Origin of the sequence: Sphingopyxis sp. H050 (assembly GCF_001468265.1) — a bacterium.
Classification (GTDB): domain Bacteria; phylum Pseudomonadota; class Alphaproteobacteria; order Sphingomonadales; family Sphingomonadaceae; genus Sphingopyxis.
Window position 1 is genome coordinate 139280 of the sequence record NZ_LNRZ01000001.1, and the last position, 22842, is coordinate 162121.

Sequence of the window (22842 nt, forward strand, 5' to 3'; positions counted from 1 at the left end):
TGCGCGCCAGCCCGCGTCCGCGCGGGTTCGTCGCTTTTGAGTTATTTTTGCGGGATGAACAGCGTGGCTTCAAAGAATTTCAATGGCCGGGTCCAGCGGTCGGCGCTGCTGATGGCGGGCACCATGCTCGCATGGCCGATCGCCCCGGCCGAGGCGCAGCAGGCCGCGCCGCCCACGGTGGTCCCGACCGCAACGGCGCCCGCGCCCGACGCCGCACCCCGCGCCACGACGATTCGCTCGATCACCGTTGTCGGCAACCAGCGCCTCGAGGCGCAGACGATCCTGTCGTACCTGCGCCTGCGCGTCGGCCAGACCTATGACCGTTCGGTGCTCGACCAGGCGCTGAAGGACCTCGCCGCGACCGAGCTGTTCAAGGATTACCAGATCAGCGACGACAATGGTGCGCTGACCATCCAGGTCGCCGAAAACCCGGTGATCAACCGCGTCATCCTGGAGGGCAACAAGCGCCTGAAGGAAGACAAGATCCGTCCCGAGATCAAGATGGCGCCGCGCCAGATCTTCACGCGTTCGAAGGTCCGCGCCGACGTCGCGCGCATCATCGAGCTGTACAAGCGCCAGGGGCGCTTCGCCGCGACGGTCGAGCCGAAGATGGTGTCGCTCGACCAGAACCGCGTCGACGTCGTGTTCGAAATCAACGAAGGGCCGAAGTCGAAGGTCCGCCAGATCAACATCATCGGCAACGAAAAGTTCAGCGACGGCGACCTCAAGGACGAGATGGCGACCAAGGAGTCGGGCCTGCTGACGATCCTGTCGTCGAACACCAGCTACGACCCCGATCGCCTGGCCTATGACCAGCAGAAGCTGCGCCTGTTCTACCTGCAAAACGGCTATGCCGACTTCCGCGTCATTTCGGCGGTCGCCGAGCTGACCAGCAACAAGCAGGACTTCATCATCACCTATGTCGTCGAGGAGGGCGAACGCTACAAGTTCGGCGATGTCGACGTGAAGAGCGAGCTGCGCGACTTCAAGCCCGAAATGCTGAAGACGCTGCTGCCGATGAAGAAGGACGACTGGTACGACGCGAAGCTGGTCGAGGACACGGTCGAGAGCCTCAGCGAGACCGCGGGCCTGTTCGGCTACGCCTTTGCCGACATCAATCCCGAGTTCCGCCGCGACCCCGAAACGCGGACGATGCAGATCACCTTCAACGTCGCCGAAAGCCCGCGTACTTATGTCGAGCGCATCGACGTCAACGGCAACACGCTGACCCATGACAAGGTCGTGCGCCGCGAATTCCGCCTCAACGAAGGCGACGCGTTCAACAGCTTCGGCCTGAAGCGCACCGAGAACCGCATCAACAGCCTCGGCTATTTCCAGGAAAATCTGGAGATCGACCGCAAGGAAGGCAGCGCCCCCGACCGGATCATCCTGGAAACCAATGTCGAGGAAAAGCCGACCGGCGAACTGTCGCTGTCGGCCGGTTTCTCGTCGATCGAGAGCTTCCTGCTGCAGGCGTCGATCCGCCAGCGCAACTTCCGCGGCCTCGGGCAGCAGCTGCAGGCCTCCGTCAATTATTCGAGCTATTCGAAGTCGGTCGAGCTCGGCTTTACCGAACCCTATCTGTTCGACCGCAACATCTCGATCGGCGGCAGCGTCTATCGCCGCGATCTGAACTCGTTCAACTTCATCAACAACGACCGCCGCACGACCTTCCAGCAGGTCACGACCGGCTTCCAGGTCAATGTCGGCGTGCCGCTGACCGAGTTCATGTCGATGTTCGGCCGCTACAGCCTGAACTATGACGATGTGACGCTCGACCGCTCGCTCTATTATTTCGGCGACCAGTGCGACCCGTTGATCGCCGGCCGCTATCTGTGCGACGCGATCGGCAAGCGTACGACCTCGCTGGTCGGGTACACCTTCGCCTACGACGACCGCGACAACCGCCTGCGTCCGACGCGCGGCCAGTCCTTCTCGCTCAGCCAGGATTTCGCCGGCCTCGGCGGCAGCGTCAAATATGCACGCACCCGCGCCAACGCGTCGAAGCACTTCAACCTCGGCAGCCGCTTCATCCTCAATATCTCGGCCGAAGGCGGCTATATCTATCCGTTCGGCGGCCGCCCGACCCCGACCAGCGACAAGGTCCGCCTGACGGACCGCTTCTTCCTCGGCGAACCGCAGATGCGCGGCTTCGACATCCGCGGCATCGGCCCGCGCGTCATCCGCTATCCGGACGTCGACCTGACCGATCCCGCGAACCCGGTGCTCAACACCGAACTCGTCAAGGGCAACGCCCGCATCGACGATGCGCTCGGCGGCCGCGCCTATTATCAGGGCCGGGTCGAGATCGACATCCCGCTCGGCACCGGCGCGAAGGAACTGGGGCTGCGGCCGTCGGTGTTCCTCGACGTCGGTTCGGTGTGGGGCGTACGCCGCCCGACGCTGACCACGCTCGCCGATTTCCGCGACCCCGCGGACGGCCTCACCAAATATCTCTGCCGCAACGCGACCACCGGCACCCAGGCGTTCGCGACGCAGACCATCACCACCAATCCCGACGGCACCACCACGCCGACGGGCCAGTATACGACTTGCGCGACCGGCTTCTCGCCGCTTGCCCCGTTCGAGGAACGCTTCTTCGGCGACACGTGGAAACCCCGCGTCTCGATCGGCGCCGGCGTGAACTGGAACTCGCCTTTCGGTCCCTTCCGGATCGACTTCGCTTACGCCCTTCGCAAAGAAGAGGGCGATGACACCAAACGCTTCTCATTCAACGTAGGAACTCAATTCTAATGAAGAAAATTCTCACCGCTTCGGCCCTTGCCATCGCCGCCATCTCGGCTTCGCCCTTGGCTTCGGTCCCGGCCGCCGCGCAGGCGAAGGGCGTCGCCGTCGCCGATGTTCGCGCCGCCGCCGCGCGTTCGAACGCCTTCACCGTCGCGACCCAGCAGATCGAAACCACCTACAAGGCGCAGATCGATCAGCAGAACACCCGCGGCCAGACGCTGCAGGCCGAAATGAACGTCCTGATCGCCAAATATAACGAAGAGACCAAGAAGACGCCGCGCAACGAGGCCGCCGTCCAGGCCGCCGGAAAGGCCGTCCAGGACAAGCAGCGCTCGGCGCAGGCCGAACTGGCGCAGATCGGCGCGCCGGTCGAACTCGCGATCGCATATGTCGAGGACCAGATCAGCGTCCGCATGAACGAGGCGATCAAGGCCGCGATGACCGCGAAGAAGGTCGACCTGCTGCTGAATCCCGACGCCGTGCTGGCGCGCGAGAACAATGTCGACATCACCGATGCGGTGGTCGTCGAACTCAACCGCATCCTGCCGACCGTGTCGACGGCGGTTCCCGCGGGCTATCAGCCGGGCCAGCTCGTCCAGCAGCGCAACCAGCAGCTGATCGACGCCGCGCGCGCCGCCCAGCCGGGCGCCCGTCCGGCGACCCCGGCGCCGGCCCCGACCGGCACCGCGCCGACCACGCGCTAAGCCGCATGGCCGACGGGGAAAATACGGACGGCGCACTGGGCCCGGCGGACATCCGCCGGGTCCTTGCCCTGCTGCCGCATCGGTATCCGATGCTGCTGGTCGACCGGGTGGTTTCGATGGTCAAGGACAGCTCGATCCACGCGGTCAAGGCGGTCACGATCAACGAGCCCTTCTTTCAGGGCCATTTTCCCGGCCGGCCGATCATGCCCGGCGTCCTCATCGTCGAGGCGCTGGCGCAGGCGGGCGGCGTGCTGGCGATCGAATCGCTTGGCCTCGCGGGATCGGGCAAGCTCGTTTATTTCATGGGCATCGACGGCGTGAAGTTCCGCAAGCCCGTGGAACCCGGCCATCTGCTCGACCTGCACGTCACCATCCTGCAAACGAAGCGGAACATCTGCAAGTTCGAAGGCAAGGCGATGCTGGATGGCCAGCTGGCGACCGAATGCCAGTTCACCGCGATGATCGCCGATCCGCCGGGGGACTGAGCCCTCTCAATTTTCCGTTCGTGCTGAGCTTGTCGAAGCACCGTTCTTCTTTTTCGACGCCTGAGAGAAAGAACAGCCCTTCGACAAGCTCAGGGCGAACGGGGTTTGGGTTGCATTTTCCAAAGTAGCGCACTAATGGCAGCCGCTTCGCGGGCCCCGTGACGGGGAAAGCATCGACTCAGCTGCCGGTCGGTAACCGGCGGCACAGGAGCCAAGAGACATGAAAAAAGACACGCATCCCGACTATCACATGATCACGGTCAAGATGACCGATGGCACCGAATATCAGACGCGCTCGACCTGGGGCAAAGAGGGCGACGTGATGACGCTCGAAATCGACCCGACGGCGCACCCGGCGTGGACCGGCGGCACCGGCCGTATGCTCGACGCGGGCGGCCAGGTCGCGAAGTTCAACAAGCGCTTCGGCGGGCTCACCCTCAAGCGTTAATCCGCTCCCGGCTCAGGCCAGAACTTTTGCAAGCGCGCTTTGCCAGCCGGCAAGGCGCGTTTTGCGTTTCTGGTCATCGAGCGCCGGGGTGAAGCGCGTCGCGGTGCCGCGCATCGCGGCGGCGGCGCTTGCGAGATCGGGGTAGAGCCCGGCGCCCGTCGCGGCGAGCATCGCGGCGCCCAGCGCGGTGCTCTCGACGAAATCGGGCCGCTCGACCGATATGCCGAGCATGTCGGCCAGATCCTGCGCCATCCAGTCGTTCGCCGCCATGCCGCCATCGATCCGCACCTCGGCCCAATCGACCCCGTCGGCGGCGAAGGCCGCCTTCAGGTCATGGGCCTGATACGCCTGCGCCTCGAGCGCCGCGCGCGCGACATGCGCCTTGGTGCTCGCAAAGCTCAGACCCGACAGCGCCGCGAGCGCGTCGGGCCGCCAGTGCGGTGCGCCGAGCCCGGCGAGGGCGGGGACCAGATAGACCCCGCCATTGTCCGCGACCGATCGCGCGAGCCCCTCGCTCTCGCCCGCGCTGGCGAGCAGGCCGAGCCCGTCGCGCAGCCATTTGATCAGGCTGCCCGCGACGAACACCGATCCCTCCAGCGCATAGGAGCGAACATCGCCTTCCTGCACGAGGATGGTCGCGAGCAGGCGGTTGTCGGAAACCGGCCGCTTGGCGCCGCTCGCCGACAGGATGAAGGCGCCGGTGCCGAAGGTCGCCTTGGTCTGGCCGGGCGCCAGACATGCCTGACCGATGGTCGCGGCCTGCTGGTCGCCCGCCATGCCGCTGATCGGGATGGCGCCGCCGAACAGCGCCGGATCGGTCGTGCCGACGGTCGCCGTGCAGCCAGCGATCTCGGGCAGGAGGCTCATCGGCACCCCCAGCAGGTCGCAAAGTTCGCCGTCCCAGCCGCCGTTGCCGTTGATGTCCATCAGCAGCGTGCGCGAGGCGTTGGTGGCGTCGGTGACATGTGCGCCGCCGGTCAGCCGATAGACGAGATAGGATTCGATCGTCCCGACCGCGAGCCGGTCGCCCGCTTGTTGGAGCTGCGGCCAGTTGTTCAGCGCCCAGCCGATCTTGGTGCCGGAGAAATAGGGATCGAGCAGCAGGCCGGTCTTTGCCTGCGCCATCGGTTCGTGGCCCGCGTCCTTCAGCGCGGCGCAATCGGCGGCGGTGCGCCGGTCCTGCCACACGATCGCCGGGGCGAGCGGCGCGCCGGTCGTGCGGTCCCAGAAGACGACGGTCTCGCGCTGGTTGGTGATCCCGATCGCCGCGACGGCGCCCGCGCCGCCGGCCTGCGCGATCATCTCGCGCGTGCAGGCGAGGGTGGCCTCCCAGATTTCGGCGGCGTCATGCTCGACCAGCCCGGGGCCGGGATAATGCTGGCGGAACTCGCGCTGCGCGCTGCCGAGCGGCGTCCCGTCGGCGCCGAAGAGCATCGTGCGGGTCGAGGTCGTGCCCTCGTCGATGACGATGATCTTTTCGGCCAAAACACTGCCCCTCATCCGTTCGTGCTGAGCTTGTCGAAGCACAGTTCTTCTCTTCTCCCATTCATGAAGAAAGAACGGCCCTTCGACAAGCTCAGGGCAAACGGGTCGAGAAGTCTGTTAGGGAAATCCGCGCAATTATCTTGCAAAACTGCGCAACCCATGCCATATGCCCTTGCAGCGCAGCATGGCGGGACCACCCGCCGCAACCACCGGCAGCGTGATTTCCCGCCCATTTTCAGGCGCGGGCGAGCCGGACCAGCGCTTTGTCCCCAGAGGCACCCTTTCACGCGGGTCGTTTCGAACCCGCGGCCCGTGCGCCGTCCGTTCGACGCGAACGGATGCGCCTGCGCGTCGCTCACTGTGAGTATTTTATGACGACTTTCAACGACTTTGGCCTGCACGCCGACATCAATCGCGCGCTTGCCGCCAAGGATTACACCGTCCCGACCCCGATCCAGACGCAGGCGATCCCGCCGCTGATGAAGGGCCGCGACCTGTGCGGGATCGCGCAGACCGGCACCGGCAAGACCGCCGGTTTCTCGCTGCCCTCGATCCACCATCTGATCACCCACCAGCACCGTACCAATCCGCGCAGCTGCCGCATGCTCGTGCTCGCCCCGACGCGCGAGCTGGCCGCCCAGATCGCGCAGAGCTGCCGCGATTATGGCCGCTTTACCAAGCTGCGCGTCTCGACCGTCTTCGGCGGCGTGCCGATCAACAAGCAGATCCGCGACCTGGCGCAGGGCGTCGAAATCCTCGTCGCCACACCGGGCCGCCTGCTCGACCTGATCGACCAGCGCGCGCTGCGCCTCGACGATGTCGAAATCTTCGTTTTGGACGAAGCCGACCAGATGATGGACATGGGCTTCATCCACTCGCTGCGCCGCATCGCCAAGCTGCTGCCGTCGCGCCGCCAGAACCTGTTCTTCTCGGCGACGATGCCGAAGGAAATCGCGCATCTGGCCGAACAATTCCTCGAGGATCCGGTCACCGTCTCGGTGACGCCCGCGGCGACCACGGTCGAAAAGATCAGCCAATATGCGACCTTCGTCGAACAGAAGGAAAAGCAGGCGCTGCTCCATTCGGTCATCGCCAGCGAAGACATCGACCGCGCGCTGATCTTCACCCGCACCAAGCATGGCGCCGACCGCGTCGTGCGCCACCTGGCCGGCGCGGGGATCAAGGCGATGGCGATCCATGGCAACAAGAGCCAGTCGCAGCGCACCCACGCGCTGCAGGCGTTCCGCTCGGGCGACATCAAGCTGCTCGTCGCGACCGACATCGCCGCGCGCGGCATCGACGTGTCGGGCGTCAGCCATGTGATCAACTTCGAGATCCCGAACGTGCCCGAACAATATGTCCACCGCATCGGCCGCACCGCCCGCGCCGGCGCCGAGGGCAAGGCGATCAGCTTCATCGCGCCCGACGAGCGGCCCTACATGCGCGACATCGAGCGCGTGACGCGGTCGAAGTCCGAACCGATGCCGCTGCCCGCGAACTTCAACGAGCTGGTGCGCAACCTGCCCAAGCCGGCGCAGCCGCCGCGCGACACCGGCAGCCAGGGCCGCAACCCGCAGCGTCAGCGTGAAGATGCGCTGCGCGGCCGCGACGGCAACAAGCCGCGCGGCGATCGTGGTCCGCGCCGCGACGGTGCGGCCGGCGAAGGCGCCGAAGGCCAGCGCAAGCGCCGCTTCCGCCCGCGCAACAAGAGCGTCGGCGCCCACAAGGGCGCGGTCAAGCGCGTCGGGTAAAATCCGGCGCTACCCTCTTTTTCCGTTTGTGCTGAGCTTGTCGAAGCACCGTCCTTTCCTTAGCATCGGCTAAAAGAAAGAACGGCCCCCTTCGACTGACTTGTCAGTCGCTCAGGGCAGGCTTCGACAGGCTCAGGGCGAACGGGGGAAGAATATGATCGACCAAGTCGCGGCAGCACCGGTCGACACCCGCCAAAGCGAACGCAAGGTCATCCTGGCCTCGTCGCTCGGCACGGTGTTCGAATGGTATGATTTCTACCTCTACGGGTTGCTTGCGACGATCATTTCGGCGCAATTCTTCTCGGGCGTCAACGAAACCACCGGCTTCATCTTCGCGCTCGCGGCGTTCGCCGCGGGCTTCGCGGTAAGGCCGTTCGGCGCGCTCGTCTTCGGGCGCATCGGCGATCTTGTCGGGCGCAAGAACACCTTTCTGGTCACCATGGGCCTGATGGGCCTGTCGACCTTCCTCGTCGGGCTGCTGCCCAGCTATGCGTCGATCGGCGTCGCGGCGCCGGTGATGCTCGTCGTGCTGCGCCTCCTCCAGGGCCTCGCGCTCGGCGGCGAATATGGCGGCGCCGCCACTTATGTGGCCGAGCATGCGCCCGAAGGAAAGCGCGGCCTCTTCACCAGCTTTATCCAGACGACCGCGACGCTCGGCCTGTTCGCGGCGTTGCTCGTCGTCATCGGGACGCGCTCGGCACTCGGCGAGGCGGCGTTCGCCGACTGGGGCTGGCGCATTCCCTTCCTGATCTCGGCGATTTTGCTGGGCGTCTCGCTCTGGATCCGCCTCCAGCTCGAGGAAAGCCCGGTCTTCAAGCAGATGAAGGCGGAGGGCACGACCTCGAAGGCGCCGCTCACCGAAGCCTTCGGCCGCTGGGGCAATTTGAAATGGGTGATCGTGGCGCTGTTCGGCGCGGTCGCGGGGCAGGCGGTGGTCTGGTACGCCGGGCAATTCTACGCGCTCTTCTTCCTCGAAAAGACGCTGAAGGTCGATGGCGCGACCGCGAACATATTGATCGCCATCGCGCTGGCGCTCGGCACGCCCTTCTTCATCTTCTTCGGCTGGCTCAGCGACAAGATCGGGCGCAAGCCGATCATCCTGGCGGGCTGCGCGCTCGCCGCGCTCACCTATTTTCCGGCCTTCCACCTGCTGACCAGCGCCGCCAATCCGGCGATGGCAAGGGCGCAGGAGGCCGCCGCGGTAACCGTTACTGCCGATCCCGGCTCGTGCGCGTTCCAGTTCGATCCGGTGGGCAAGAACAAGTTCGAAAGCACCGGCTGCGACATCGCCAAATCGGCGCTCGCCAAGGCTGGGGTCAGTTACAGGAGCGTCACGCGCGAGCGGATCACGGGCGAGAGCGCCGACGTCTGGATCGGCAAGACAATCCTGATCGCGCCCGATCCCTGGCGGCTCGCCGAGGAAGATCGCGCCGGAGCGGCCGAGGCGTTCCGCAAGCAGCTGGCGGCTGCGACCGCCGCGGCGGGCTATCCCGCCAAGGCCGACCTCGACGCGATGAACAAGCCGCTCGTCGTCGCCATCCTCTTCTGGCTCGTCCTGCTGGTGACGATGGTCTACGGCCCGATCGCGGCGCTGCTCGTCGAGCTTTTCCCCAGTCGCATCCGCTACACCGCCATGTCGCTGCCCTATCATATCGGCAATGGCTGGTTCGGCGGCTTCCTGCCGACGACCGCCTTCGCGATGGTCGCGGCGACGGGCAATATCTATTATGGCCTGTGGTATCCGGTGGTCGTCGCGGTGATCACCGTCATCGTCGGCCTGCTGTTCCTGCCCGAGACATCGCGCCGGCCGATTCATCAATAGGGTGGCCGACAGGACAATTGACGACCAGCGGGGCCGACGGGCTGGGCTCCGCGAGCTCTTGAGGGGGGCGTGATGCAAGCGATCGACGAGGACGATTTCGAACCCTTGCCGCCGCACCGGCCGATGTTCCGGCGCAAGCGGGTGCTGATTCCGCTCGGGCTGGTGCTGGCGATCCTGATCGCCTTCCTGGTGCTGCGCACGGGCGATACCGACCGCGACGAGATGATCGCCAAATATGGCGGCCCGCACGCCCTGTTCGTCGCGGGTCCGGCGGGCCAGCACATCCACTACCGCGATCAGGGCAAGCGCGACGGCCCGGTCATCCTGCTGCTCCACGGCTCGAACGCCAGCCTGCACACATGGGAACCGCTGGTGCAGCGACTGGGCGGCACCTATCGCATTGTCACGCTCGACCTGCCGGGGCATGGCCTGACCGGCGGCACGCCCGACAAGGATTACGGCGCCGACGGGATGATGGAGGCGGTCGATGTCGTCGCGGCGAAGCTGGGGCTGGAGCGCTTCACGCTCGGCGGCAATTCGATGGGCGGCTGGGTCGCCTGGCGTTACGCGCTCGCGCGGCCCGAGCGGGTCGATGCGCTGCTGCTGATCGACGCCGCCGGCATGCCGCTGCGCAAGGGCGAGAAGCGGCCGCCGTCGAACATCGGCTTTCGCGTCCTCGAATATCCCTTCGGGCGCTGGCTCGCGACGCAGATCACACCGCGCTCGCTGGTCGAGGAATCGCTGCGCGGGTCGATCGCGAAGCAGGACATCGTCGATGACGCGATGATCGACCGCTATTGGGAGCTGCTGCGCTTTCCCGGCAACCGCGAGGCGACGGTGCTGCGCGCCCGGATGGACCGCGAACCGGCGATGGCGAGCCGCGTCGGGGCGATCAAGGCGCCGACGCTGATCCTGTTCGGGAAGGAGGACCGGCTGATCAACCCGACCGCGGCGCAGACCTTCAACGAGCGCATCGCGGGGTCGGAAGTCGTGCTGCTCGACGGGATCGGCCATCTGCCGATGGAGGAAGCGCCCGGCGAGACCGCCGCGGCGATCGCCGACTTCCTCAAGCGGCGGCTTGGGCCGCTTCCGGTCGATCCAGCCACGAACTGATCCGCGTCGCCACATCGGCGGCATGGGTGAAGGGGAAGAGGTGCGATCCCGGCACGACCTCCAGCACCGCGCCATCGACCAGATCGGCGATCGCCTGACCGTGGCAGGCGGGGACGACGCCGTCGCGTTCGCCCATCAGGATCAGCACCGGCATCTTGAGCTGCGGCAGCGTCGCGACGCTCGTCCAGCCCGCCATCGCCATCGTCTGATAGGCCAGGCCGAGCGGGGTCGCGGTCGGCAGCTTGAGCCCGCTCGCCAGCATATCGTCGTCGAGCAGCGCCGCCCAGCCGATCCCCGGCGCGGTGACGGTCGGCGTCGTCGCCATCAGCACCAGCCGGCGGACGCGGTCCGGAAACTGCACCGCGACCTGCTGCGCCAGCGCGCCGCCCCAGCTGAAACCGGCGAGGTCGACGATCTTGTGTCCGAAGCGGTCGGCGATCTCCATCACCACCGCCGCGATCGTCGGCGCGCCATAGGGGAGCAGCGCGTCGGGCGAACCGCCGACCCCGGGCATGTCGAGCGTCCACACTTCGCGGCCGTGGAACTGCGCCAGCAGCGGTGCGGCGGCGGCGATGTCGGCGCCGATGCCGTTGAGGAATAACAGCGGCGTCCCGCCCGCCCCCGCGCGCCAGCGCGCGACGCGCAAGGTCAGGCCATAGACATGTTCGGTGCTGAGAGTCGGGTGTCCGCTGATCCTGCTCATGCGTCATGCCTTGGCACAGCTTGGTGGCGGACGAAAGTCCGCTAACCACGGATCGTCATCCCGGCGAAGGCCGGCATCTCGCCGGTGCATATGGGCGCGAGGTTGAAATCCCGGCCTTCGCCGGGAGGATGACAGGGCTAGACCTGCGGCATCGCCGCCTCGGCCGCCTGCTCGTAGCGGAGGCAGTCGAAGATTTTCGCACCGGCAAGGAACACCGACCCGGTACAGGCCAGCAGCAACAGCTTGCCGCCAATCCCCGGATAATGGTCGAGATAGGCCATGCCGCGGGCCATCGCACCGACACCAAGCGCGTAGATGATGAGGCAAGCCTCGAACTTTGTCTTGATGACGAACAGGCGTCCGATTTTTTTCAGCATTACCATGGATCCAAGCAAGCGCCGTGCCAGTGGCGCAAATCGGGGACTTGTCCCCAAGCTCCTATGGTAAACTGTAAATTAACTCGACATATAATGGCAAGGAGGAGGTTGGGGTGCCCCTAATTCGTCATGCTGAACTTGTTTCAGCATCCATGGCCTGATCTCTGATCGAGCGCCGCGCCGAAGGAGGCGGCGAGCCATGGACCCTGAAACAAGTTCAGGGTGACGAAGAGAGAAACGGCGGCGATCGACCGCTTCCACTCCTACAGTAATTCGTTCAAATCCAACGCCTCGAGCAACGCCGCCCGCGCGCGCTGGACGTCGCGCACGAGCGCGGAGGAGGCGAGGTCGCCCGGTGCGATCGCTTCGGGCCAATGCGCCGCGACGACCGCCGCAATCCGGTCGAGCTTCGCCGGATCGGCCATGAAACGCGGATCGACCGCCGCGGGGTCGGCGACAACGCGCAGGCGCAGGCACGCGGGACCGCCGCCGTTCGCCATCGACTGGCGGACGTCGACGGGCAGCAGACGGCGGATCGGGCCGTTGCCCGCGACATGCTCCTCCAACCAGCGCCAGACCGCAGGCGTCTCGCGCGCCTCGGTGGGAAGTACGAGCCCCATGCCGCCACCGTCGGGCAGGCTCACGAGCTGCGCGTTGAACAGATAGGATTTGATCGCGTCGGGCAGGCTCACCGCGCTCGCGGGAACTTCGACGATCTCGACCGTGGGCAAGGCGGCGCGGATTTCGGCATGCGCCGCTTCACGATCCTCGAACGCGGTTTCGTGGGTGAACAGCACGCGCTCGTTCGCGACCGCGACGACGTCGTTGTGAAAGGCGCCGCCCTGGATCGCGGTGTCCGACTGGCGGATGAACAGCGTGCGTGCCGGATCGAGCCGGTGCTTGCGCGCGATCGCTTTCGACGCGTCGAGATGCTGGCGCGCCGGGAACCGGCCGCCGCTCAGCCCATAGACGAAGATTTCGACACCGGGCGAGCCATGCCCGTCGCAGAGCCGCATATGGTTGGCCGCGCCCTCGTCGCCAAAGGGGGCGGGGACGGGGCCGTGGACCGCGAAGGCGGGATCGGCAAAGGCGAGACGGAGCTGCGCCAGCGTGCCCTGCCATTCATGGCTGCGGTGCGGCATCGTCACCAGGTTGGCGACGGTCAGATGGCATTTGCCGTCGGCGCTGTCGGGTGCGGGCGAGACGGTCGCAGCATTCGCGGCCCACATCGACGAAGCCGACCAGGCCTGCGCGCGCAGATGCGCCTCGGCGGTATCGAGCGAGGCGCCGAGCGTTTCGAGCCACGGCACATCGGGCCGGTCGAGCGGCATGAAGAAGCCTTGGGGCAGGCCGAGCGCGATATTGTGGCGCATTTTGTCGATGCCCTGCAGCGCCGCGGCGCGCGGCTGCGACACGTCGCCCGCATTGCTCGCCGAGGCGATATTTCCGCGGCTGAGACCGGCGTAATTGTGGCTGGGCCCGATGATGCCGTCGAAGTTGATTTCCGTGAGCATGGCTTGCTCTCACTCCAGTTGTTCAATTCAAAAGCCGCTCGCCCTGAGCTTGTCGAAGCCTGTCCTGAGCGACGCCGCAGGCGGCGTCGAAGGGGGCCGTTCTTTCTCAGCAACACCAAAGAAAGAACGGTGCTTCGCCAAGCTCGGCACGAACGGACGACAGGTTGTTATCGGCCGATCCAGCTGATCTCATCGCCCGCGGCGACGCCCAATATGCGCGCGGCGTCGGCGTCGATCGTGCCGCTCTCGCCGATCTGGCCGAAGCAGCAACGGAAATCGGCGAGCCGCCCGGTCGCGATCAGCGCGTCGCTGCCGCCTTCGGCAATCCCCGCCACCTCGATATGCTTCGCATCGCGGATGCTGGCGACCTGATCGGTGCGGGCGGTCATCGTCGGGCCGCCGTCGAAGATGTCGACATAATTTTCGAACGCGAAGCCCTCATTCTCCAGCATCCGCATCGCGGCGCGTCCCGTGGGATGCGGGACGCCAATGACGCTGCGCGCATGCTCGCTCAGCATTGCGATATAGACGGGGTGCTTGGGCATCAGGTCGGCGATGAACTGGTTGCCGTGCACGGCGTTGAACTGGTCGGCTTCCTGAAAATTCATCCCGAAGAACTTGCCCGCGACCCCGTCCCAGAAGGGCGAGCCGCCGGCCTCGTCGATCACCCCGCGCAGCTCGGCGAGGATGCGGTCGGCGAAGCGGGGCCGGTGGCGCGCGATGAACAGGTAGCGCGAGCGCGCGAGCAGCAGCCCGAGCCCGCCGGCGCGCGCCGCGGGGTGGAGGAACAGCCCGCCGACTTCCGACGCGCCGTTCAGGTCGTTGCTCAGCATCAGCACCTGCGCGTGGAAGGTGCGGCCCAGCTGCTCGCTATGCTTGCTGTCGGTGCCGATGCGGTAGCTGTAGAAAGGCCAACGTTGGCCGACCTGCCCGAAAATCTGGCACGTGCCGCGCACCTCGCCGCTATCGAGATCCTCCAGCATCATCAGATAGAGCTCGTCCGACGGATATTCCTTGTCCGACGCAAAGCTCGCTTCGGCGCGCTCCAGCTTGGCGCGCAAAGCCTTCTTGTCGGGGGGCAGATTGGTGAAGCCGCCCCCGGTCAGCTTCGCCATCTCGTAAATGCTTTGCAAATCGCCCGGCTTGGCTGCCCGGATCACATAATTCACACCGTCCCCCGTTCCGCTATTCTTATCATCGTCAGTGCCGACAATTGCGCCCGTTCGGCCAGGCTGTCGACGATCAAAAATTCGTCCGACGAGTGAATCGCGCCGCCGCGCGGGCCCATCGTGTCGACCACCGGCACACCGCACGCGGCGATATTGTTGCCGTCGCACACACCGCCGGTCGCCTTCCAGCGGATCGGCGGCAGGCCGAGCGCGGCGCCGCAGTCGCGGACCAGTTCGAACAACCGCGTCGCGGCGGGATCGAGTGGCTTGGGCGGGCGGTTGAAATTGCCGTGGAGATGGCAATGCACGTCATGCTCGCGCGACACCGCCGCCACCGCATCGCGCAGCGCGGTTTCGGCTGCGATCATCGCCGCGGGCGTCGAGGGGCGCAGATTGACGCGCAGGATCGCTTGGTCGGGGACGACATTGTTCGGGCCGCCGCCGTCGATCTTCGCCGGATTGACCTTGAGATCGGGCGATTTCAGCGCATTCAGTCGCAGCGCCAGATCGGCGGCGGCGATCAGCGCGTTGCGGCCGTCCTCGGGATTGCGCCCGGCATGCGCCGACCGGCCGTGGACGATCACCGAGAAATTGCCGCTGCCGGGCCGCGCGCCCGCCAATCCGCCATCGGGCAGCGCGGGCTCATAGGTGAGCGCGGCGGTCTTGCCCCTGGCCAGCTCGGCGATGAGCGCGGCCGAGGCGTGGCTGCCCGTTTCCTCGTCGCTGTTGATCATCACGTCGTAGCCGACGCGCGAGGCGAGCGGGGAGTCCTCGAGCGCCGTAAGCGCCGCGAGGATCACCGAAATCCCCGCCTTCATGTCGGCGGTGCCGGGGCCGTTGAGCACGCCGGGTTCGAGCCACTGGAGCGTCTGGAACGGGTGGTCGGCGGCGAACACCGTGTCCATATGGCCGGTGAGCAGCAGCTGCACCGGCGCCCCGGGCCGCACGCGAAGGTGGAGATGGTCGCCGCGCTGCGTCGTCTTGACGTTTCCCGCGGCGTCGACGCTCTCGACCGGATCGGGCGCGACGAGCCGGACGTCGCCGGGCAGCGCCGCAAAGGCGTCGGCGAGCAGCCCCGCGACGGTCTTGAGCCCGGCGAGGTTGCCGGTGCCGCTGTTCACCGCGGCCCATGCTTCGACTTGGCGCAGCATCGGCGCATCGGCCGCGCGTTCGAGCGTCGCTTGTTCGGTTGCGGTCAGGCTGGTCATCCACCGGCTATAGCGAGCGGCGAGGGGCTTTGGCACCCCCTGTGACGGGTCAGGCGGCGCGGGCGAACCAGATGATATGCCGCGCGCCCTTGCGGTTGCTGCGCGCGCGCACCGCGACCTCTTCGACCGCGAAGCCCGCGTCCTTCAGCCGCCGCGCGAATCGCACGTCGGGATGCGCCGACCAGATGGCCAGAATGCCGCCGGGCCGCAGCGCGCGCCGCGCGCGGTCCAGCCCCGCGGCAGAATAAATGCGGTCGTTGCTTTCGCGGGTCAGCCCGTCGGGGCCGTTGTCGACGTCGAGCAGGATCGCATCGAACGCGCCGACCGCTCCGCCGATCACCCCCGACACGTCGGCGATGCGCAGCGCGACGCGGGGGTCGTCGAGACAGCCCGCGGTCAGATCGGCCATCGGCCCGCGCGCCCAGTCGATGATGTCGGGCACCAGCTCGGCCACCGTGACGCGCGCGTCGGCGCCGAGCCGGGCCAGCGCGGCGCGCAGCGTGAACCCCATGCCATAGCCGCCGATCAGCAAATGCGCCGCCGTTCCGCCGCGCAGCCGGTCGCAGCTCATCTCGGCGAGTGCGACTTCCGAACCGCTCAGCCGGCTGCTCATCAGCTCGTTGCCACCCAGCGCGATCGTGAAATCGCCGCCGCGCCGGAACAGGCGCAGCTCTTCGCCGCCGGGGACGGGAGCGGTGGCCAGGAGTTCGCGCGCGATCATGGCGCGCCCATAGCGGCCGGCACCCCGCTTTGCACCCCCATTGCCAACCCGGCGCAATCGCGCCATAGGGCGGCGGCCCTTTCCTCCCCGGATTCCATTGCGCGATCGCGCTGACCAAAGGGTGCTGAATGACTGACTTCCTCGACCGCAACGGCCTCTCCGTCGATTCGCGTCTGGCCGCCTTCATCGAAGAAAAGGCGCTGCCCGGAACCGGCGTCGATGCGCAGAAATTCTGGGCCGACTTCGCCGACCTGCTCGCCAGGTTCGCCCCCGAAAATGCCGCGCTGCTCGCTAAACGCGACGATTTGCAGGCGCGGATCGATGCCTGGCATCAGGCGCGGGAGGGCCAGCCGCACGACGCGGCCGCCTATCAGGCCTTCCTCCGCGAAATCGGCTACCTCGTCCCCGAGCCTGCGCCGTTCCGGGTCGGCACCGTGGACGTCGACCCCGAGATCGCGACGATGGCGGGGCCGCAGCTCGTCGTGCCTGCGCTCAACGCGCGCTTTGCGCTCAACGCCGCCAATGCCCGCTGGGGCAGCCTCTACGACGCGCTTTACGGCACCGACGCGCTCGACGCGCCGCCGGCAAAGCCCGGCGGTTACGATGCGACACGCGGCGCCGCGGTGATCGCGCGCGCCAAGGCTTTCCTCGACGAAGCGGTGCCGCTGGCGTCGGGAAGCTGGAGCGATTGGGACGGTGGCCAGTTGCTCCTCGCCGATCGCTCGCAATGGGCAGGCAGCAAGCCCGGCGGCATCCTCCTCAAGCACAATGGCCTGCATATCGAACTGGTGATAGATCCCGACAGCGCGATCGGCAGGACCGACCCGGCGGGCATCGCCGATGTGCTGCTCGAAGCCGCGCTGACGACGATCATCGACCTCGAGGACAGCGTCGCCGCGGTCGATGGCGAGGACAAGACCCTCGGCTACACCAATTGGCTCGGCCTGATGCGCGGCGACCTCACCGAAAGCTTCGCCAAGGGCGGCGCGACCGTCACCCGCGCGATGGAGCCCGACCGCGAATGGACCGCGCCCGACGGCACGGCGTTCACGCTGCCCGGCCGCAGCGTGATGTTCGTGCGCAACGTCGGCCATCTGATGACGACGCCGATGATCCGCCTGCCGAACGGCGCCGAGGCGCCCGAGGGGCTCTGCGACGCCGTCATCACCAGCCTCTGTTCGCTCCACGACCTCCAGAATCTCGGCAGCCGCAAGAACAGCCGCGCGGGCAGCATCTATATCGTCAAGCCCAAGCAGCACGGGCCCGAGGAATGCGGCTTCACCGACCGGCTGTTCAACGCGGTCGAGGATATGCTCGGCCTCGACCGCCATACGATCAAGGTCGGCGTGATGGACGAGGAGCGCCGTACCAGCGCAAACCTCGCCGCGTGCATCGAGGCGGTGCGCGACCGCATCGTCTTCATCAACACCGGCTTCCTCGACCGCACCGGCGACGAGATCCACACCTCGATGCGCGCGGGCCCGATGATCCCCAAGGGCGAGATGAAGGCGAGCGACTGGATCGCCAGCTATGAGGACCGCAACGTCCGCATCGGCCTCGCCTGCGGGCTCAGCGGGCGGGCGCAGATCGGCAAGGGCATGTGGGCGATGCCCGACCTGATGCGCGCGATGCTGGAGGCGAAGATCGCCCATCCGAAGAGCGGCGCGAACACCGCCTGGGTGCCGTCGCCGACCGCCGCAACCTTGCACGCGCTCCATTATCACCAGGTCGATGTCTTCGCGCGGCAGAAGGAGATTGCGGGCGAGGCGGTGCCGTCGCTCGATCGGCTGCTCAACATTCCCGTCGCGGCCGGTCGCAACTGGAGCGAGGCCGAGATTGCGCGCGAGCTCGACAATAATTGCCAGGGCATCCTCGGCTATGTCGTGCGCTGGATCGACCAGGGCGTCGGCTGCTCGAAGGTCCCGGACATCGATGACATCGGCCTGATGGAGGACCGCGCGACGCTGCGGATCAGCAGCCAGGCGCTCGCCAACTGGCTGCTCCACGGCGTGTGCACCGAGGCGCAGGTCGATGCGGCGCTGGCGCGCATGGCGGCGAAGGTCGACGCGCAGAACGCGGGCGACCCGCTGTACGAAAAGCTGACGCCCGACGGCATTGCGTATCGCGCCGCGCGCGCGCTGATCGTCGAGGGGGTGACCCAGCCGTCGGGCTATACCGAACCGCTGCTGCACAAATATCGGCTGGAGAAGAAGGCGGCCTGAAGCGGATGCCTGCTTGGGGGTGGGGAGCGGACGTTAGACCTTCAGCAGTCGCTTAGCCTGCTTGGTAGGGATAGCCAGTGCATAAGCAATATCTTCGATCGATATTTCTGGCCTCGCCTGTCGCAGATCATGCGCTGTTTCGACAAGAACTGGGCTTCTCGAGTCAAGGAATGTCGCCACATGTCCAGCTTCGCGCCCAAGACGGAGAATTAGTTCGTAGGAGAGAAAGTCGGGCGGCCATCTGGAATGTTCGACAATCGCGCTCAAAGTGTCTTGGTCAATGCGTTTCAAGCAGTAGTTATCGTGAATTCGTTCTTCTTGAGCGACCATCCAATTCTGTCCGCAGGCTCGACAGGTGGACGCATAGAGCCACCACTTTTCGTCTCCGTAATTGCGAACAAGATCGAGCGTTTCAAAAATCCGCTCGTCCATGCCTTCGGCATCGCCCATACCAATTACGGCCATGTCGGCCAGTTCGGAGCAACAGCAATCAGTTGAGTTATCCATCGCGCATCACTGCACTAACGTACTGACGTCGGCAACCGGTCGTCAGCTGCCATGGAGCCAAACATCGACTGATTTTTGACTCGATACCGGGGGCACAAACGTATAGAACATAAGCGGAACAAAAAGGAGTCCGCCATGTCCGCCGCCGTCGATGTCGCCTATCGCCACTATCCCAAAACCGGCCGCCTTGCGGGTCTGCGCGAAGCGGACGGCACCGTCTTCAAACTCTATCATCTGACCTCCCCCGACGCGCCGGTGCCGGACGATGTTGCCCGGCTTTGCGAAGACTGGTTCGAGGCCGAAGCCGCCGCCGTAGCCGATCCCGGGGATCATGGCTTCGTGCTGCTCCACCGCTGCGGCGCGGATTTCTATTTTCTGCTCGTCTCCGTGTGGCGCGGGTCGAACGAGCTGTGGGAGGCGGTCTGGTATCGCCACGGCGACATGCCCGCCTTCGCGCCCTTCGACCCCGCCTATCCGGGCGAAGCGGGCGCGGCGCGGCCGACCTTTTGCGTCTGGGAACTCGGCATCGTCGCGCACGAGGCGCAGGCGTGGGGGCGCTATCTTGCATCGTCCCGCCGCGACACGGATCTTGCGGTCTGGCGCGTCGACATATTCGAAGGCCCCGTCTAGCTGTCGTTCCGATACAATATCGCCTTGCGTTTCCGCCCTATAGGCCCGCATCTGCGCAGTGGGGACAGCAAGGGGGCAGGGCGATGGCGGCACCGTTCAATTTCGGGCAGCTCAAATTTCTGAAGGCGCTGACCGAGGCGCTGTTTCACGGGGCGCCGATGGCGATCACGGCCGATCAGGTCGTCGCCAATATCGCCGAACTGTTCGCCAAGGTTGGCGGCACCAAGCTCGACGAAATCCGGCTGTCGCTGACCGCGACCGAGGTGGTGCTGGGACCCTTGTTCGCACTCGCCGACGTCGCCGAGCGCGCCCGGCGGATCGAGCGACGGTTGCAGAACAGCCAGATCGACCTGTTCCAGGATATGGCGCGGCTGCGCGGCGTCATCTACGGCTGCTATTACGGCCATTGGCAGCCGGGGATCGAGCCCGGCGACCAGGATGCGAACGCCGCCAATCCGGTTCACCGCCAGATCGGCTTCACCCTGCCCAAGCATCGCGTGCGCGGACCGGGCGAGATGCCGCTGACGCGGATCGACGGGCGCGAGATCGATCCGGCGCATATCCTCGACGCGGCGGCGCTCGAGGACGAGTATGATGTGATCGTCGTCGGATCGGGCGCGGGCGGCGCGGTCGCGGCCTATCATATGGCGCACGATCATGGGTATAAGGTGCTGGTCGTCGAGGCGGGGCCTTTCTATCCCTCGCCGCGGATCAACCATCACGAACTCGACATGGTCGCGAACCTGTTCAAGCATGGCGCGCTGCAAACCTCGACCAATCGCGATTTCGTGGTGTTCCAGGGGCGCTGCGTCGGCGGCTCTTCGACGATCAACAACGGCATCTGCCTGCGCGTGAACGAGGCGGGGCGGACGCATCCCGATGCGGTCGACGTCCTCGACAAATGGGCGGGCATCGGCGCGCCGGTCGACAAGGTCGATTTCCACAAAAGCTATGACGCGATCAAGGCGCGGCTCGGCATCGCCAAGATCGAGCCGCGCAGCGGGCGGCACAACGGCCCGCATCTGATCAACGGCTGGAACGCTTATGCGCCGACATCGGGCGATCCGAAGGACGGCCGCGCGATCGCCGACTGGTTCGCAAAAAATTTCGGGCCGCCGAACACGCCGAACGCCTGCGCCTATTGCGGCTATTGCAACGCCGGCTGCGCCTATGGGCGGCGGATGGGGATGGCGCAGACCTATCTGCCCGACGCGTGCCGCGCGGGCGCGCGCATCCTGCCGGGAACCAAAGCCGACAAGATCGTCTGGCAGACCGCGATCGACGGGCGGCGCGAGGCGGAGGCGGTGAAGCTGATCCTGCCCGACGGGTCGCGCGCGCTTGTCCGCGCGCGCGTCGGGGTTGTCGTCGCGGCGGGCACGATCGCCTCGTCGAAGCTGCTCAGCCGCAGCGACATCGACGGCACCGGCTATCAGGTGTCGCTCAACATCGCCTCGCCGGTCGTCGCGCTGATGCCGCCGGGCGTCGGCGGCGATGCGTGGGACGAGGACCAGATGGCGAGCTATGTCGATTGCGGCGACTATCTGCTCGAAAGCCATTTCCAGCCGCCGATGGCGATGGCGTCGCTGATGCCGGGCTGGTTCGGCGACCATGCGGAGCGGATGCGGAATTTCGGCCGCGTCCATTCGGCGGGCATCCTCTTTCCCGCCGACCGGCGCGGGCGGGTGAAGGACGGCAAGCTCGAGTTCAAGCTCGATGCGCAGGAGGATCTGCCTTTGCTCCGCCGCGCGATGGCGACCTTGACCAAGGTCCATTTCGCCGCGGGCGCGCTCGAATGCTATCCGGCGCTCACGAAGGGCCAGACGGTCACACCCGGCATGGACGTCGACGCCTTCTTCGAGGATGCGATCGAGGAGGCCGACGATGTGACGCTGTCGAGCAGCCATCCGCACGGCGGCAATGCGATCAACGAGGATCCGCAATATGGCGTCGTCGATCCGGAGTGCCGGGTCCACGGGACGACCAATGTCCTCGTCACCGACGCCAGCGTCTTCCCGACCTGCATCCGGGTCAACGCGCAATGGACGACGATGGCGATGGCGCATTATGCGACGGCGCGGCGCGATCCGTTCGGCTGACCGATACCCAACCCCGTTCGTGCTGAGCTTGTCGAAGCAGCGTCCTTTGTCTCCTCGAAGGAAAGAACGGCCCCCTTCGACGCCGCCTGCGGCGTCGCTCAGGACAGGCTTCGACAAGCTCAGGGCAAACGGTTAAGGGGGCCTCCGCAATGACCTTCACCGTCGCCGCCCTCTATCGTTTCGCGCCCTTCGGCGACCCCGCTGCGCTGCGCCAACCGCTGCTCGACCGCTGCGCCGCGCACGACGTGAAGGGCACGCTGCTCCTCGCGCGCGAGGGGATCAACGGCACGATCGCCGGGCCCGAAGACGGCATCGCGGCGGTGATCGCGCATATCCGCGCGCTCCCCGGTTGCGCCGACCTGGACGTCAAATATTCCGCCGCCACCGCGATGCCCTTCCAGCGGCTGAAGGTCCGGCTCAAGAAGGAAATCGTCACGATGAAGGTGCCGGGGCTCGACCCGGCGCGCGAGGCGGCGCCCTATATCGACCCCGCCGACTGGAACGCGCTCGTCGATGATCCGGACACGGTGCTGATCGACACGCGCAACGACTTCGAGGTCGGCTACGGCAGCTTCGACGGCGCGCTCAATCCGCATACGAAGAGCTTCGGCGACTTCCCCGGCTGGTGGCGCGAGCACGCCGCCGAGTTTGCGGGAAAGCGCATCGCGATGTTCTGCACCGGCGGCATCCGCTGCGAAAAATCGACCGCCTTCCTGCGCAGCGAAGGCGTCGAGGAGGTCGTCCACCTGAAGGGCGGCATCCTCGCCTATCTGGAGCAGGTTCCCGAAGCCAACAGCCGCTGGCACGGCAGCTGCTTCGTCTTCGACGAACGGGTGAGCGTCGGGCACGGGCTCAAAGAGGTGGGCGAGAAGGAATAATTCGGCGGCTGCTTTGGGGTGGGGAGCGGACGTTAAAATAGTCCGTCGCCCCCGCGAAGGCGGGGGCCGTAGTCGGCCTTGCGCAACGGCTCCAGCGGCCCCCGCCTTCGCGGGGGCGACGGCAACTACCGCTCGAAAGCCGACATTTCTCCCTTCCTTGTCATCCCCGCGAAAGCGGGGACCCAGAGCGTCCGTAGGCTGACCCCGCACCGGGTTGCGGGTCAGAGCCCCGTGCCTCGGACCGCCTTTCGCGGGGGTGAC

At 66.4% G+C, this 22842-nt stretch carries 19 protein-coding genes; 11 read left to right on the top strand and 8 right to left on the bottom strand.

Features of this window, described 5'->3' with window-relative positions; all coding sequences use genetic code 11:
- Positions 1–54 precede the first annotated feature (54 nt).
- The 4 genes from bamA (at position 55) to rpmE (ending at position 4385) form a co-directional block, all read left to right on the top strand.
- The gene (gene bamA, locus ATE67_RS00675; RefSeq protein ID WP_058814780.1) at positions 55–2754 is read left to right on the top strand and encodes an outer membrane protein assembly factor BamA; all 2700 of its coding nucleotides are present in this window, start codon (positions 55–57) and stop codon (positions 2752–2754) included.
- A complete protein-coding gene (locus tag ATE67_RS00680) occupies positions 2754–3452 on the top strand; it encodes an OmpH family outer membrane protein (protein WP_058814781.1) in 699 nt (232 codons plus the stop codon). Before bamA ends, ATE67_RS00680 begins: the two co-directional genes overlap by 1 nt.
- Before the next feature lie 5 nt (positions 3453–3457).
- Complete coding sequence (gene fabZ, locus ATE67_RS00685; protein WP_058814782.1) at positions 3458–3937, top strand: 3-hydroxyacyl-ACP dehydratase FabZ; 480 nt, start codon at positions 3458–3460, stop codon at positions 3935–3937.
- A 220-nt stretch (positions 3938–4157) separates the two neighbouring features.
- Complete coding sequence (rpmE, locus tag ATE67_RS00690; RefSeq protein WP_058814783.1) at positions 4158–4385, top strand: 50S ribosomal protein L31; 228 nt, start codon at positions 4158–4160, stop codon at positions 4383–4385.
- A gap of 12 nt (positions 4386–4397) precedes the next feature.
- On the opposite strand, the gene ATE67_RS00695 is transcribed toward rpmE, so the two are convergent.
- Complete coding sequence (locus ATE67_RS00695; protein ID WP_058814784.1) at positions 4398–5870, bottom strand: glycerol kinase; 1473 nt, start codon at positions 5868–5870, stop codon at positions 4398–4400.
- 371 nt (positions 5871–6241) lie between these two features.
- Between ATE67_RS00695 and ATE67_RS00700 the strand changes: the two genes are divergently transcribed.
- From ATE67_RS00700 to ATE67_RS00710, 3 genes are all read left to right on the top strand, one after another.
- Positions 6242–7621: a DEAD/DEAH box helicase gene (locus ATE67_RS00700; RefSeq protein ID WP_058814785.1), complete on the top strand. Its 1380-nt coding sequence runs from the start codon at positions 6242–6244 to the stop codon at positions 7619–7621.
- Positions 7622–7775: 154 nt separating this feature from the next.
- Positions 7776–9443 (top strand): MFS transporter, encoded by a 1668-nt coding sequence (locus ATE67_RS00705; protein WP_058814786.1) that lies wholly within the window; start codon positions 7776–7778, stop codon positions 9441–9443.
- A 72-nt stretch (positions 9444–9515) separates the two neighbouring features.
- The gene (locus ATE67_RS00710; RefSeq protein ID WP_058814787.1) at positions 9516–10556 is read left to right on the top strand and encodes an alpha/beta fold hydrolase; all 1041 of its coding nucleotides are present in this window, start codon (positions 9516–9518) and stop codon (positions 10554–10556) included.
- On the opposite strand, the gene ATE67_RS00715 is transcribed toward ATE67_RS00710, so the two are convergent.
- The 6 genes from ATE67_RS00715 to ATE67_RS00740 all read right to left on the bottom strand — a co-directional run bounded on the left by ATE67_RS00715 (position 10510) and on the right by ATE67_RS00740 (position 16248).
- Complete coding sequence (locus ATE67_RS00715) at positions 10510–11259, bottom strand: alpha/beta fold hydrolase (RefSeq protein ID WP_058814788.1); 750 nt, start codon at positions 11257–11259, stop codon at positions 10510–10512. The genes ATE67_RS00710 and ATE67_RS00715 overlap by 47 nt on opposite strands.
- Positions 11260–11396: 137 nt before the next feature.
- Positions 11397–11636: a hypothetical protein gene (locus ATE67_RS00720; protein WP_058814789.1), complete on the bottom strand. Its 240-nt coding sequence runs from the start codon at positions 11634–11636 to the stop codon at positions 11397–11399.
- A gap of 263 nt (positions 11637–11899) precedes the next feature.
- Positions 11900–13150, bottom strand: coding sequence for an N-succinylarginine dihydrolase (locus tag ATE67_RS00725; protein ID WP_058814790.1), 1251 nt, complete (start codon positions 13148–13150; stop codon positions 11900–11902).
- 167 nt (positions 13151–13317) lie between these two features.
- A complete protein-coding gene (locus tag ATE67_RS00730; RefSeq protein WP_058814791.1) occupies positions 13318–14319 on the bottom strand; it encodes an arginine N-succinyltransferase in 1002 nt (333 codons plus the stop codon).
- A complete protein-coding gene (locus tag ATE67_RS00735) occupies positions 14316–15527 on the bottom strand; it encodes a hydrolase (RefSeq protein WP_058814792.1) in 1212 nt (403 codons plus the stop codon). The genes ATE67_RS00730 and ATE67_RS00735 overlap by 4 nt, the downstream gene beginning before the upstream one ends.
- Before the next feature lie 49 nt (positions 15528–15576).
- Entirely contained in the window at positions 15577–16248 is a 672-nt protein-coding gene (locus ATE67_RS00740; RefSeq protein ID WP_058815202.1) for a spermidine synthase, read from the bottom strand.
- 128 nt (positions 16249–16376) lie between these two features.
- Here ATE67_RS00740 and ATE67_RS00745 point away from each other — a divergent pair, with 128 nt between their 5' ends.
- On the top strand, positions 16377–18470 hold the full coding sequence (locus ATE67_RS00745) for a malate synthase G (protein WP_058814793.1): 2094 nt from the start codon (positions 16377–16379) through the stop codon (positions 18468–18470).
- 33 nt (positions 18471–18503) lie between these two features.
- Here ATE67_RS00745 and ATE67_RS00750 read toward each other — a convergent pair whose 3' ends face one another.
- Positions 18504–18977, bottom strand: coding sequence for a hypothetical protein (locus ATE67_RS00750; RefSeq protein WP_156416842.1), 474 nt, complete (start codon positions 18975–18977; stop codon positions 18504–18506).
- Between the two features lie 135 nt (positions 18978–19112).
- Between ATE67_RS00750 and ATE67_RS00755 the strand changes: the two genes are divergently transcribed.
- From ATE67_RS00755 to trhO, 3 genes are all read left to right on the top strand, one after another.
- Entirely contained in the window at positions 19113–19607 is a 495-nt protein-coding gene (locus ATE67_RS00755; RefSeq protein ID WP_058814795.1) for a hypothetical protein, read from the top strand.
- An 83-nt stretch (positions 19608–19690) separates the two neighbouring features.
- A complete protein-coding gene (locus ATE67_RS00760) occupies positions 19691–21703 on the top strand; it encodes a GMC family oxidoreductase N-terminal domain-containing protein (protein ID WP_058814796.1) in 2013 nt (670 codons plus the stop codon).
- 149 nt (positions 21704–21852) lie between these two features.
- A complete protein-coding gene (trhO, locus tag ATE67_RS00765; RefSeq protein ID WP_082660122.1) occupies positions 21853–22581 on the top strand; it encodes an oxygen-dependent tRNA uridine(34) hydroxylase TrhO in 729 nt (242 codons plus the stop codon).
- Positions 22582–22842 lie beyond the last annotated feature (261 nt).

What these genes read in the sequence shown, in the direction of transcription:
- bamA (WP_058814780.1), top strand. Translation starts at nt 55, where the DNA reads ATGAACAGCGTGGCTTCAAAGAATTTCAATGGCCGGGTCCAGCGGTCG.
- ATE67_RS00680 (WP_058814781.1), top strand. Translation starts at nt 2,754, where the DNA reads ATGAAGAAAATTCTCACCGCTTCGGCCCTTGCCATCGCCGCCATCTCG.
- fabZ (WP_058814782.1), top strand. Translation starts at nt 3,458, where the DNA reads ATGGCCGACGGGGAAAATACGGACGGCGCACTGGGCCCGGCGGACATC.
- rpmE (WP_058814783.1), top strand. Translation starts at nt 4,158, where the DNA reads ATGAAAAAAGACACGCATCCCGACTATCACATGATCACGGTCAAGATG.
- ATE67_RS00700 (WP_058814785.1), top strand. Translation starts at nt 6,242, where the DNA reads ATGACGACTTTCAACGACTTTGGCCTGCACGCCGACATCAATCGCGCG.
- ATE67_RS00705 (WP_058814786.1), top strand. Translation starts at nt 7,776, where the DNA reads ATGATCGACCAAGTCGCGGCAGCACCGGTCGACACCCGCCAAAGCGAA.
- ATE67_RS00710 (WP_058814787.1), top strand. Translation starts at nt 9,516, where the DNA reads ATGCAAGCGATCGACGAGGACGATTTCGAACCCTTGCCGCCGCACCGG.
- ATE67_RS00715 (WP_058814788.1), bottom strand. Translation starts at nt 11,259, where the DNA reads ATGAGCAGGATCAGCGGACACCCGACTCTCAGCACCGAACATGTCTAT.
- ATE67_RS00720 (WP_058814789.1), bottom strand. Translation starts at nt 11,636, where the DNA reads ATGCTGAAAAAAATCGGACGCCTGTTCGTCATCAAGACAAAGTTCGAG.
- ATE67_RS00725 (WP_058814790.1), bottom strand. Translation starts at nt 13,150, where the DNA reads ATGCTCACGGAAATCAACTTCGACGGCATCATCGGGCCCAGCCACAAT.
- ATE67_RS00735 (WP_058814792.1), bottom strand. Translation starts at nt 15,527, where the DNA reads ATGACCAGCCTGACCGCAACCGAACAAGCGACGCTCGAACGCGCGGCC.
- ATE67_RS00740 (WP_058815202.1), bottom strand. Translation starts at nt 16,248, where the DNA reads ATGATCGCGCGCGAACTCCTGGCCACCGCTCCCGTCCCCGGCGGCGAA.
- ATE67_RS00745 (WP_058814793.1), top strand. Translation starts at nt 16,377, where the DNA reads ATGACTGACTTCCTCGACCGCAACGGCCTCTCCGTCGATTCGCGTCTG.
- ATE67_RS00750 (WP_156416842.1), bottom strand. Translation starts at nt 18,977, where the DNA reads ATGGATAACTCAACTGATTGCTGTTGCTCCGAACTGGCCGACATGGCC.
- ATE67_RS00755 (WP_058814795.1), top strand. Translation starts at nt 19,113, where the DNA reads ATGTCCGCCGCCGTCGATGTCGCCTATCGCCACTATCCCAAAACCGGC.
- ATE67_RS00760 (WP_058814796.1), top strand. Translation starts at nt 19,691, where the DNA reads ATGGCGGCACCGTTCAATTTCGGGCAGCTCAAATTTCTGAAGGCGCTG.
- trhO (WP_082660122.1), top strand. Translation starts at nt 21,853, where the DNA reads ATGACCTTCACCGTCGCCGCCCTCTATCGTTTCGCGCCCTTCGGCGAC.